The 12,238-nt window shown below is 49.3% G+C and carries 13 protein-coding genes; 9 read left to right on the forward strand and 4 right to left on the reverse strand.

Features of this window, described 5'->3' with window-relative positions:
* Positions 1 to 128: 128 nt before the first annotated feature.
* Positions 129 to 596 (forward strand): hypothetical protein, encoded by a 468-nt coding sequence (locus ACKU4E_RS06440; RefSeq protein ID WP_320170255.1) that lies wholly within the window; start codon positions 129 to 131, stop codon positions 594 to 596.
* A 157-nt stretch (positions 597 to 753) separates the two neighbouring features.
* Here the strand turns inward: ACKU4E_RS06440 and ACKU4E_RS06445 are convergent, their stop codons facing one another.
* Together ACKU4E_RS06445 and ACKU4E_RS06450 are read right to left on the reverse strand one after the other, a co-directional pair.
* On the reverse strand, positions 754 to 1,245 hold the full coding sequence (locus ACKU4E_RS06445) for a YajQ family cyclic di-GMP-binding protein (RefSeq protein ID WP_320170256.1): 492 nt from the start codon (positions 1,243 to 1,245) through the stop codon (positions 754 to 756).
* A gap of 53 nt (positions 1,246 to 1,298) precedes the next feature.
* On the reverse strand, positions 1,299 to 1,679 hold the full coding sequence (locus ACKU4E_RS06450; RefSeq protein WP_320170257.1) for an STAS domain-containing protein: 381 nt from the start codon (positions 1,677 to 1,679) through the stop codon (positions 1,299 to 1,301).
* Positions 1,680 to 1,844: 165 nt separating this feature from the next.
* Between ACKU4E_RS06450 and ACKU4E_RS06455 the strand changes: the two genes are divergently transcribed.
* A complete protein-coding gene (locus ACKU4E_RS06455) occupies positions 1,845 to 2,144 on the forward strand; it encodes a YciI family protein (protein ID WP_320170258.1) in 300 nt (99 codons plus the stop codon).
* Between the two features lie 240 nt (positions 2,145 to 2,384).
* On the opposite strand, the gene ACKU4E_RS06460 is transcribed toward ACKU4E_RS06455, so the two are convergent.
* Both ACKU4E_RS06460 and ACKU4E_RS06465 read right to left on the reverse strand, forming a co-directional pair.
* Positions 2,385 to 2,771: a hypothetical protein gene (locus ACKU4E_RS06460; RefSeq protein ID WP_320170259.1), complete on the reverse strand. Its 387-nt coding sequence runs from the start codon at positions 2,769 to 2,771 to the stop codon at positions 2,385 to 2,387.
* 401 nt (positions 2,772 to 3,172) lie between these two features.
* Positions 3,173 to 4,246, reverse strand: coding sequence for an aspartate/glutamate racemase family protein (locus ACKU4E_RS06465; protein WP_320170260.1), 1,074 nt, complete (start codon positions 4,244 to 4,246; stop codon positions 3,173 to 3,175).
* A 140-nt stretch (positions 4,247 to 4,386) separates the two neighbouring features.
* On the opposite strand from ACKU4E_RS06465, the gene ACKU4E_RS06470 reads away from it, so the two are divergent.
* From ACKU4E_RS06470 to ACKU4E_RS06500, 7 genes are all read left to right on the forward strand, one after another.
* Positions 4,387 to 5,412, forward strand: a complete 1,026-nt coding sequence (locus ACKU4E_RS06470) for a hypothetical protein (RefSeq protein ID WP_320170261.1) — start codon at positions 4,387 to 4,389, stop codon at positions 5,410 to 5,412.
* A 157-nt stretch (positions 5,413 to 5,569) separates the two neighbouring features.
* A complete protein-coding gene (locus ACKU4E_RS06475) occupies positions 5,570 to 6,568 on the forward strand; it encodes an ABC transporter ATP-binding protein (protein ID WP_320170262.1) in 999 nt (332 codons plus the stop codon).
* Between the two features lie 2 nt (positions 6,569 to 6,570).
* The gene (locus ACKU4E_RS06480; protein ID WP_320170263.1) at positions 6,571 to 7,536 is read left to right on the forward strand and encodes a dipeptide ABC transporter ATP-binding protein; all 966 of its coding nucleotides are present in this window, start codon (positions 6,571 to 6,573) and stop codon (positions 7,534 to 7,536) included.
* Between the two features lie 50 nt (positions 7,537 to 7,586).
* Positions 7,587 to 9,101 (forward strand): ABC transporter substrate-binding protein, encoded by a 1,515-nt coding sequence (locus ACKU4E_RS06485; protein ID WP_320170264.1) that lies wholly within the window; start codon positions 7,587 to 7,589, stop codon positions 9,099 to 9,101.
* Positions 9,102 to 9,147: 46 nt separating this feature from the next.
* The gene (locus ACKU4E_RS06490) at positions 9,148 to 10,113 is read left to right on the forward strand and encodes an ABC transporter permease (RefSeq protein WP_320170265.1); all 966 of its coding nucleotides are present in this window, start codon (positions 9,148 to 9,150) and stop codon (positions 10,111 to 10,113) included.
* 8 nt (positions 10,114 to 10,121) lie between these two features.
* Positions 10,122 to 11,000, forward strand: a complete 879-nt coding sequence (locus ACKU4E_RS06495) for an ABC transporter permease (protein WP_320170266.1) — start codon at positions 10,122 to 10,124, stop codon at positions 10,998 to 11,000.
* A gap of 40 nt (positions 11,001 to 11,040) precedes the next feature.
* Positions 11,041 to 12,186, forward strand: coding sequence for a M20 family metallopeptidase (locus ACKU4E_RS06500; protein ID WP_320170267.1), 1,146 nt, complete (start codon positions 11,041 to 11,043; stop codon positions 12,184 to 12,186).
* Positions 12,187 to 12,238 lie beyond the last annotated feature (52 nt).

Consider the following 12,238-nt stretch of genomic DNA (forward strand, 5'->3'; position numbering starts at 1 on the left):
GTTTTTTATATTGGAACTGTTGCCAGTAAAAAGCGAGGGGAAAAATAAACATCTTGCCCCCACGCTTGCAGACCGGGTCCTCAAAACGGTTCCACAGCATCATTTAGCAAAAATCCAACGAGTTGAAAATGAAATCACCTAAACAGGTCACTGCTGTTGAAACATGGGAAATGATGCAGTGCTGCCGGGATATTCTGGGAGCCACGCAAATGCAGAAAATCTTTTCACGCGGCCAGAGCCAGATCAACCGCTACTGTTCTTCGCCCATTCACGAAGACCATCAGCGCAATCCGCTGGATCGGCTGCACCTGCTCTTCTCCATGCTTGACGAAGAAGGAGAACGCGAACTGGTCATCGCCGCGCTGAACCACCTTGGTAGCGCCATAGGCCACAGGGTACAGTCAACCAGAAAATATGAACCGGACAAAAACACGGTTGAAGAGGAATGTCTGGACGACTATCCCGAGAAGGTGGAGCTTGACCGCTTAATAGCAATCAGCGCAGCCCCGGAACTGGTCAGGCGTCAGGGCGAGCACACGTGCCGGGAGATAATGGAAACTGTAACGAGCTATGAAGAACATTTCCTGAAAAAATAAATTCACCGGCAGTTGCCCTGCTGTCGCCCAGATGCAGAAAATCCTGAAACAGGAAGCCGGCCAGCTCCTGTTTCAGGATTTTCTGCAATGTCATTTCTCCCGGAATTTCATGTCTGCAACCCAATTAGGCAGACACCGGGAACAAAATGATCAAAATCTATTTTTTCATGTTCACGAACTGGAACGGCATATCCAGATCACAATCCCTCACCAGAGAGATAACCTGCTGCAGGTCGTCAAGCTTCTTACCGGTGACACGGACCTGTTCATCCTGAATGGCTCCCTGCACTTTCAGCTTGGAATCCTTGATCATTTTTACGATTTTCTTGGCCGTATCCTTGTCTATGCCTTCCTTGAGCTTGATATCCTGTTTCAATCTGCCGTTTGATGTCGGCTCCAGTTTACCGAAATCAAGTACTCTGGGATCAACCTTACGGCGGGTGAAGTGGGTGATAAGCATATCCCGCACAGCGTTGATTTTCATTTCGTCACCTGTAACAAGGCTTATGACATTGGTCTTCTTGTTCAGGGACAGCTCGGTATTCACCCCGCGAAAATCATAACGGGTATCTATTTCTTTGAGCACGTTGTTTACAGCGTTATCAACTTCCTGCAAATCAACCTGGCTTACAATATCAAATGACGGCATTAGATTAACTCCTTCATCTCGTCTTTTCTGCTTATTGACTCAAAAACCGGGTATTAATTAACTATCGTGCCGTCATAGTCAAGAGAAGGCACCGAAAGAAGCTTCCCCGTGCCTGTGGCATCTTCCACAGAGGAACGGATATCCATGACGGTATCTACTTTCGTGAGCTTGAAAAGCTGCCGGACTCTTGGCTGCAGACCGGCCACCATAAGATGCCCGCCCGGAGGAAAAGCCTTTACGATAGGCAACAGGCCGGCAAGACCGCTTGAATCCATAAAACCGACATCGGAAAGATCTATCACCAGTTTATCTTCACCGGCTCCCACAATATCCAGCAGAATTTCCTTCAAATCCAAGGCATTGGTTGCATCGACTTTGTCGGTATCAATTCTCAACACAAGGTAGCGTCCGGATCTTTTCCAGATCAGATTCATACCTTTTTCTCCCACATTGTCGGCTCACAGCCCGACCCCGGCACAACAATTTTTTGTTGAAATGTGAAAAAGAATAGACATACGCATCACCGGAAACGTAAAAGCACCAAACAGTGTGCATGTCACAACTATAAGTACCATCACAATGAAAGGAGATCAATGCAGATGTATATTGTTAATCTCACCTACATTAAGCCGCTTTCCGAGATCGATGCTTTCCTTGAGAAACACGTTGAATTTCTGATCCGACAATATGAAAAAGGAATTTTTATTGCTTCCGGCCGCAAAGTACCGCGCAACGGCGGAATAATACTCGTCCGCAATATAGATCTTGACGAACTGGAATCGGTACTGTCCGAAGATCCGTTCTATATCAACGGAGTTGCGAATTACGAAGTCACCCAGTTCATCCCGACCATGATGGCGAAAGGGCTTGAGTCCCTGAAGGATGAGCCGGGCTGCTGAGAATTATGCATCCTTTGCTGCATCCGAACATGAGGCATAGGAGAATGTGTTCATTCGCCGGGAAATTAAAGCGGTTAATGACGGTAGAAAAGCCCTGTTCCATCATATTGAGGCCAACTCCAATAGCAGAAGCCTCCATTCCCGTAATAGAAGGCTGTCACCTGTGAAATTTAAAATCAGCTGTCAGGAAAATATGTTTGTGGCATAATTTACTATTTAGAAATGTGTGGCGGGATCACACTATGCCAATAGAAACACAAATAAACCAAAGCTTGACGCTAAGTATAAATATTTAAATATGCCTATTGAATCTATTGTTAAATCAACGTGTGGACCAACCCCAACATCAATTTTTTTTACAATTGTATCTAGAGCACATTTAAAATCTATGCATTTAGGTTGAGCCCTGAAGAGTATTAAACTGTAAGAGAGAGATATGAATATCGGGAACAATAGAGCCCAAATCAAATATTCATTTTTATCTTTATTTTCAATAATATAAACAGCAACTCCAGACATGATAGCATTAACAAAAAACGCACTTGTCAAAACCATATTTAAATAAAATTTGTGAAGATCACATAGCATCTTATATTGGTTCAATAGTAATTCTTTATCTTCAGTCACTTATAGCTCTCCTTATTTTGGTTATTTTTAATTTAAATTATTATCATGCAAAAGCAATATAAAAAACATTCAGTTGTTGGATTTTATGTTTTTTTCAAATAGCAAAACAATTAAGGGAATCTTGCAAAAATCAACATGGGAAAGAAAAAGTGGAAAATTTGAGCTTAATCAAACATTTTTCACTTTTTCCGATTTTATGGGGAAGAGTAAGGGGAAGGCAGATTTTGGAAAAGCTACAGGTGGTAGGCCACAAAGGACTTGAATTTTCAACCAATGGATTAAGAGTCCGCTGCCGAAACCGGATGTTGCAAGTTCCAATAGAAAGGAATCTGGATCATGTGCGGTATCCTGACCATTGTCATGACAGGATACCGGGTTCACATAATATTGAAGGGAGGTATCTATTTTAAATTGATGGAATCGAAATGCGCTTCGAGAATCGAATCAATCTTTTTCTCCCAATCATTTTGCTGAGCAAGAAAATTTGATGAAAGCGATGAAACCTTTTCTGCAAAATGGGGAACTTCGCCAACGCCGAAAAAAGTCGGCAAATGCATGTAACTTCCCTCCAGCCTTCTGCCGCGCTTATCAAGATACTTTGCAGTCAGACTGATCACACGGGATTGAATGTCCGCCAGTTCGCCTAGGCTTTCAACCTGAAACACAGCCGGAGGAAACCAGTCGGTATGGCTGCCCAAACTCATATCAACCTCTCCGCCAGACGTACATGTATCGCCTGCTGCGACCAGTTTACGAGCCAGAACAGAGGAAGCGTCCACAACTTCTATAGAGCGCGGAATCAATCCGTCACGTCTGAAACGAATGAACCTTTCCGGGGTCAGCACTAATGGAAGCTCTGTGCAGCCAAGCACCACGTGACTGTATTTTTTCCTTTCGTACTCGTCACACAACACCTCACAAATCAGAGACTGTGCTTCGGCCGTAATCTTGGCGGTTTTTATGCCGAACTCGGCATCGTAAATCGCGGACATTATTTTACGCTGGTTTCCGGCAGAAGCTCTCAAGGCAGTCACGCCGCATTTTTCAAGGGCTGTTTGATATAGTCCGGAATCAACAAGACTGGTAACCCCGAGCACCAGCACCCTGCCGCCGGTTTCCCGGAAGGTTCCGGCAGTTTCGACAATCATGTCAACAAACTCTGCCGGCACATTTCCCATCACCCTGCGAAACAGATCATGAGCGCTGTTGCAGGCCAGCCCGACTGCCGAACAACCGAGATGACACATCAGCCGAGCGGTATAATCGGCGGTATCGGCCCTGCGCAGTTCCGGCTCGTCCGTATCCGCCCAGTCACATCCGACTTCCTTCGGCTTGTAAGCCAGCCTTGAATTACCGTACACAACGTAAGCATTGCCTGTATTTCCCGAAACGCAGCTCATCTTCAGGGCAAGATCCACCATGGCTTCATTGCCGAGGCCACCTATCAGCCCGATTACTTTTCTGTTGCCGTTCATCTCCATGCCTTTGCGTATATATTTACAATTTTCATACTAACGGTTTTTTGGTGTAAAAAAAAATTAACCTTTGTTTCATTTTTTGTTAACACCTATACAAGTTACTTCAAATGTAATCAATAACAGAATATACTAAGAAAATGAGAAAATATCCCAGCACCCTGATAGGCATCATTGAAAAAAGCGGACTCAACCTGAACAGCATAAGCAAACTTTCCGGCGTTTCCAATACCTACTTGACCAAACTGAGCAGAAACAAGATCAACCATCCCGGAAAAGACAAGATAGCTTCCATCCTTCTGGCCCTGAACCACCGCATAGCAGACATAAACTCAGTGTTGGCGGAGTACGACTATCAACCGCTTAACCGGCACGACATCCCGGCTATTCTGAACAACAACAGGCGCAGAAAGGTGGAAGGACCGCTGATGCCCCACTATGACCGGCTGTATTTCGAACTCATGCTGGTTGTGTTTGAACATATCGGCGGTTCCAAAATTGTTATAAAAGATACACCGAGCGGCATATACCAGCCCTATGAACTGTATATGATGAAGGAATTCCAGCTTGAACTGGACGGGGAGGCAGAACGTTTTCTGTATAACCTCACCGGTCAGGTTGTTCTGGAACGACTGCAGCTTTTCAAGGAAAACTGCACCAAAGGACACAAGATAACCACATATATGTGCAGGGAATGCCTGGAAGAAACCCTTGATAAAACAATCGGGAAAGCTGTTGCGAATAACGATATGGGCAGATTGCAGCTTTTTTCGAGATTTCTGGCCAACGCGACCGCCTGCGCAATCAAATTTCCGGAGCAGCACAAACTGCGTATAACCGAGCGCTGCTCCATGTTCGAATTCCTTATTCAGAACGCGGACGGCAAGAAACCGGTACTCAACTTCACGGGCAACAGCAGACATTCATTCAACAATCCATACGACCAGCACAACCTTGAAGGCTTTTCCACAACCTCCCCGAACATGCTGAACCTCTTCAAGATAGAAACGGATATGTGCGAAGCCGCCGCATCCAAAGACCGGCGCAACACTCCGGAAGGATTCAGGGATTACATATCCGGCAAATTTGACGAATGGAAAGTTGGCCACCTCTTCGATGAAGCCATGGAAGAGCTTATGGATACTTCCGAATTCAAAATATTCTGAACCGGTAAAATTCACGCATTATCAGCAGGATAAAAAGTTGCGTCAAACTCGGTTTAATTTTTTTTTCAACCATATGCATTGTTTTTATTTGACTAAAGCTTAACTTTTTTATTAATTCACATTTCAGGTTATCAAAACATGCCAACGAGACTCTAGAATGACACTATTTGACAAAAACGCAATTTTAAAAGTCCAGAACCTCCAGACTCACTTTGTTTCTTCCGATGGAGTGGCAAAGGCAGTGGACGGAGCCACCTTTTCCCTCTCTAAGGGTAAAGTTCTGGGAGTGGTCGGAGAATCCGGTTGCGGAAAAAGCGTGACGGCCCAATCCATCATGAGGCTCGTCCCCTGCCCTCCGGGAAAAATCGCCGGGGGCGAAATCCTGTTTGACGGTATGGACCTGACCAGGCTTTCCATTGCGGAAATGCGCCATATCCGTGGAAACAGGATATCGATGATATTTCAGGAACCCATGACTTCACTCAACCCGGTTTTCACCATTGGAGACCAGCTTGCGGAAATGTTCATTCTTCACAGAAAAATGATCATGAAGGATGCGCTGGACGCTTCTGTGGAAATGCTTGCCAAAGTGCAGATTCCCGCACCTGAAGCAAGAGTGAAGGAGTATCCCCATCAGCTTTCCGGGGGCATGCGCCAGCGGGTAATGATCGCAATGGCTCTTTCCTGCGACCCAGAAGTGCTTATCGCTGACGAGCCGACCACAGCCCTTGACGTGACCGTGCAGGCCCAGATTCTGGACCTTATCCTGAAACTCAAGGACGACTTCGGAACCGCCGTGGAAATGATCACCCACGATCTGGGCGTAATTGCGGAAACAGCGGACTCCATAGTCGTCATGTATGCGGGCAAGGTTGTGGAGCAGGCCGATACCATAGAATTATTCGAGAACACTCTTCATCCTTATACGCGTGGGTTGCTGAACTCCACTCCGGTTCTCGGACGCCGCACCGCAGGAGAATTTGAAAGACTCAATGAGATCAAGGGCATGGTTCCCAGCCTGTACAACCTTCCTTCCGGCTGCAAATTTCAGGCTCGGTGTCCGGCAGCAATGCCGATATGCCGTGAGCAGGACCCTGAGTTAACGGAAATAAACTCCGGTCACGCCGTCAGGTGCTGGCTGCATATCCCACATTAGTTATGAATGATTTCTTAATACAGGCAGAAGACCTCAAAGTTCACTTCCCTATAAAAAAAGGGCTGCTCTCACGGACCGTAGGCCATGTTTACGCGGTTGACGGTGTCGACCTTGAACTGCAGAAGGGCGAGACGCTGGGCATTGTCGGCGAGTCGGGATGCGGAAAAAGCACCGCGGGACTGGCTCTCATGAGACTCATCCAGCCCACCGGCGGAACAGTACGCTGGAAAGGCCGGGATATGGGCAGTATGTCCGCGAAGGAAATGCGGGCTCTGCGCAAGGAAATGCAGCTCATTTTTCAGGACCCGTACTCCTCGCTCAACCCGCGCATGACCGTCAATCAGATTCTATCCAATCCCATGGACGTCCACGGACTCTACAGCGGCAAGGAACGCGAGGACAGACTCGCATTCCTGCTGAATACCGTCGGGATGAATGCCGATCAGGGCCTGCGCTATCCGCATGAATTTTCAGGAGGCCAGCGCCAGCGGCTGGGAATCGCCCGCGCCCTTGCGCTCAACCCTTCGGTAATAATAGGGGACGAACCTGTTTCGGCACTGGATGTGTCCATACAGGCCCAGATCATCAACCTGCTCATGGACCTCAAGCAGAAATTCGACCTTTCAATGATCATCATTTCCCATGACCTGGCCGTAGTGGAATACATCTGCGATCGCATCGTGGTAATGTATCTGGGCAAAGTGGTGGAAACAGGTTCCTACAGCAATATATACAGTGACCCCAAGCACCCCTACACACAGGCTCTTCTTTCCGCGGTTCCCATCCCGGACCCGCGACGCAAAAGGTCTAGGCAGATTCTTACCGGGGACGTACCCAGCCCCATAAATCCGCCCACCGGCTGCCGTTTTCACACACGCTGCCCCAAGGCAACCGAGATCTGTTCACAGGAAATTCCGTCGGTCACCGATTTCGGTGGCGGACATCAGGCTTCATGCCATTTGTTCTGATTTAACCGGCACGATTCAAAGGCAAAAACCCTTCACAGGAGGATGAAAAGATGAAACGTTTGTTGTTCGTTGCAGCTCTTGTTGCAATGCTGGCATTACCTTCTTTCGCCATGGCCAAGGCTGATCTGGTCATCGCCATGGATGCACCGCCCAAATCCATGAACCCGCATGCGTACTCTTCCGACGCGAACTATTCCTACATGTCCAACTTCTTTGACGGACTTCTCCAGCGCACCATTCCCGACGGAAAACTCGCTCCCGCGCTTGCTACTGAATGGAAACGCGTGGACGGCAAAACATGGAAATTCAAACTGCGCAAGGGCGTGAAATTTCACAACGGCAACGCATTCAATGCCGAAGACGTAAAATTCACCTTCGAACGCATGAAAGACCCCAAGTATTCAAGATTCCTGAATATGGGTAACGCAATTGAATCCATTGAAACCCCGGACGAATACACCGTAATTTTCCACACATTCAAACCGGTACCCTGGTTTGCGGAAACCATGGCCCAGATGTTTATCGTCGACAAGGAATCTTCCCTGAAACGCGATGACGGCGATTACAACACCCACCCCATCGGCACAGGCGCATACATCTTTGATGAATGGGTAAAAGGTTCCTACCTGCGCATGCATGCCAACCCCGACTACTGGGAAGGCGCACCCAAGTACAAAACCGTTGAAATGCGTCCCATCGTTGAGGAAGCAACCCGTTTCGCAGCCCTGGCCGGTCATCAGGTCGACATCGTGAACGGTGTTCCGCTGACCCTCTACGAACGCATCAGCAAGATGCCCAATGTTGAAACCATCACCCGTCCCGCACGTCGCTGCATCTACCTCCAGGTTTCCAACAAGCCCGGAACCCCCTTCGCTGATAAACGTGTAAGACAGGCTCTTGCCCACGCCATCAACGAAGACGAAATCATCGCCAAGGTAATGCAGGGACATGCAGCCAAGGCCGCACAGATTCCCGACGTTCCCACAATCGGTTACGACGGCAGCATCAAACGCCTTGAATACGATCCGGCACTGGCCAAGAAACTTCTTGCGGAAGCCGGTTACAAAGACGGTTTTGAAATCTCCCTCGCCGGTCCCAACGACCGTTACATCAACGATGAAAAAATCTGCGAAGCCATTGCAAAATACCTTGCAAAAATCGGCCTGAAAGTAACCCTCGACGTCAAACCCAAATCCATATTCTTTGACGAAACCTCCGAGTTCAAACACCCCTTCTATCTGATCGGCTGGTTTGACGGTTCCTACGACTTCGGCCGCACCGCTGAAAAGAACGTACACACCTGGGACCAGGATAAAGGTATGGGCGCATACAACGGCGCAGTATACTCCAACCCCGCAGCCGACAAGCTGATTATCGAATCCTCCTCCATCCTCGACCGCGCAGAACGCGAAAAAGCACTGCAGAAACTCAACAGGATGATCATGGAAGACGTAGCCTTCATTCCCCTGCACTATCAGGAGGATATGTACGCTGTGGTCAAGGGCAAAGGCATCAAGTTCACTCCCCGCCCCGACCGTTGGATCGTTGCAAAAGAAATAAAATAACATACAGCATAGCAGGGCCGCTCCGGCGGCCCTGTCAAGATTCATTATGGTATCATACATTTTTCGAAGATTGTTGCAGGGACTACTGGTACTTCTGGCCGTCTCGTTCGTATGCTTCTGCCTGTTCCGCTATACCGGGGACCCGGTGCTCATGCTGGCCGGTAAATACGCCACACAGCAGGAACGCGAAATGGTGCGCAAGGCCTACGGTCTGGATCAGCCGCCCTATGTGCAGTACGTCAAATTTCTCGGCGGAGTGCTCAAGGGCAATTTCGGTAAATCATACATAAGCCAGGTGGACGCCCTGGACACCATTCTGGAACGTTTTCCTGCCACCTTCGAACTGGCACTGACGGCAATCTTCATTTCCTTCACCGTCGGAGTCGGGTTGGGGATAGTAGTTTCCATACGACCCAAAGGATTCGTCAGCAGATCGATAATGGCCGGTTCTCTGATGGGGATATCGATACCCACGTTCCTCATCGGTATTCTGCTGGTCATGTTCTTCTCGGTATATCTGGATATTCTTCCATCCTTCGGGCGGGGAGAGACCGTTACCATAGGCCCGTGGAGAACCGGGCTGCTGACCCTGGACGGGCTCAAGCACATCATACTTCCGGCCCTGACCCTTTCCGGGTACCAGCTTGCGGTTATGCTGCGCCTTACCCGTGCGGGCATGCGCGAAGTCATGGGAGAGGAATACATCAAGACCGCATGGGCCAAGGGACTTTCCCCGGCCAAGGTAATCCTTAAGCATGCGTTGAGAAACGTTATGATCCCCGTAGTGACCATCGCCGGTCTTTCCTTCGGGGAACTCATCGCCTTCTCCATTGTCACCGAAACCATTTTCCAATGGCCGGGAATGGGCAACCTGCTCCTGACTTCGATATTCGAAACCGACCAGCCGATTGTCGTTACCTACATAATGCTGGCTTCTTTCATAATCCTGTTCATCAACATTATGGTCGACCTGCTCTACGCCGTGCTCAACCCAAAAATCCGTTACGATTAGGCTCACACATGAACAGATCATTATTTCAAAAACGTCTGAACAGTTTCAGGAACGACACGCCGGCCATGATAGGGGCATCAATCCTGCTGGTATTCATCACAGCCGGGATACTGGCCCCCCTGCTGGCTCCCATGAACCCCTATGATTTAAGTTCCGTGGATCTGGGCAACTACCTTATGCAGCCCTTCTGGATGGACGGGGGATCAATCTCTTTCCCGCTGGGTACGGACGATCAGGGCCGCGGAATACTGTCCACAATCCTCTACGGCATGCGCACTTCGCTCGTAGTCGGAGGGTCCGTGGTTGCCATTGCCGGCAGCATAGGCATAACGCTCGGCATGATCGGCGGATACTACGGCGGGATCATCGATGCATTCGTCATGCGCTGCGCCGATACTGTTTTCTCCTTCTCGACCACCCTGCTTGCGGTTCTCCTGCTTGGGGTCTTCGAAACACGGGGAGTGGGCACGGTAATTTTCGCCATCTGCATTGCGGACTGGGTCAAATACGCCAGAACGATTCGCGGAAGCGTGCTGGAGATCAAGGACAACCCGTACGTCATGGCCGCGAAAGCTTCGGGAGCCAGAGACTTCCGCATCCTTTTCCAGCACATCCTGCCCAATGCGCTGCCGCCTATTTTCGTAGTCATGGCCGTGGACCTGGCAGTGGTCATCATGCTTGAGGCCACCCTCAGCTTTCTTGGAGTAGGAGTACCTCTTACCGAACCGTCACTGGGCATGATGATATCCATAGGCAAGAACTACATTTACGCCGGAATGTGGTGGATGACCCTTTTTCCGGGAGCCGCCCTCATCCTTCTCGTAGTGGGCATCAACCTTTTTGCCGACTGGCTTAGAGATGAAATGAATCCCAAGCTCAGCCGCTGACACAAAAACCAGCAACCATAGAGTTACACGGAAACAGACAATGACCGAAGAGCAACAGAACACATTCGACCGGTTCGTCGCCGATCTGAAAACACTGGTCAATACCGACAGCGCAAGCGAAAACCATGACGGAATCGCCGAAGTGGCCGAATTCCTCAAAGCCAAGCTGGAAAGAGCGGGACTGAAAGCTGAAATCACCCGCGAAGGCAAAGACGGCACCCCCTGCCTCAAAGCCTGCACCGAGTCCAAAAACGGACGTTACGACTTCATGTTCCTGGGACACATGGACACTGTGTTTCCCACCGGAGAAGCTGCCAAGCGCCCCTTTTCCATTGAAGGAAAACACGCCCTCGGCCCCGGAGTATCCGACATGAAAGGCGGACTGCTCGTTGCCGTAAACGTAATTGAACGGCTGAAGGAGCAGGGACTGCTCGATAAAATAGCAATCTGCGTTTGCTTCAACGGCGATGAGGAAATCGGTTCCCCGGATTCAAAAGCACTGATTGAAAAAACATCCGAATCCTGCGACAGGGTTTTCGTCTTCGAACCGTGCCGCATCGGTTTCCGCCACGTCCTGCATCGCAAGGGCGGCGGAAGAATAAAGGTTACCGCACACGGCATTTCCTCCCACGCAGGAGCCGACCCGGAAAAAGGCGCCAACGCTCTGGTCGAACTGGCAAGCCATATCCCGGCAATCCATGCTCTCAACGACAATGGCGACGGTATTACCGCCCAGTGCACGGTAATCAGGAGCGGAGAAAAAACAAACATCATCCCCGACACCGCGGTACTTGATGTTGATGTGCGCGTAGCCACCATGGATGAAATGAAAGTCGTGGAAGATTTCTTCCGCAGACTTCCGGAAAAGAATTACATCGAAAACACTTCGATTACCGTTTCCGGCGGAGTGGACCGCCCGCCCATGGAATGCACGGATAAGACTGTAGAACTTTGGAATATTCTCGCAGAGGAAGGCCGAAAGGCCGGTGTGGAATCTTCCTACATCTCCACCGGAGGCTGCTCGGACGGAAACTGGACCGCAGCCAAAGGAATCCCCACCATTGACGGCATGGGCACGGTGGGAGCCAATTCCCATCGTCTGGACGAGTATGTAGAGCTTGAAAGTATCATACCCTCGATAACAATGATTGCAAACAGCTGCCGAAAAATGATCATGGGGGATTAATCCCCTTTGCGGGAATAGTAAAAGGCCGCCTTCCGTTTTCGCGGAAGGCGGC

This window comes from Maridesulfovibrio sp. (genome assembly GCF_963677005.1).
Lineage (GTDB): Bacteria > Desulfobacterota > Desulfovibrionia > Desulfovibrionales > Desulfovibrionaceae > Maridesulfovibrio.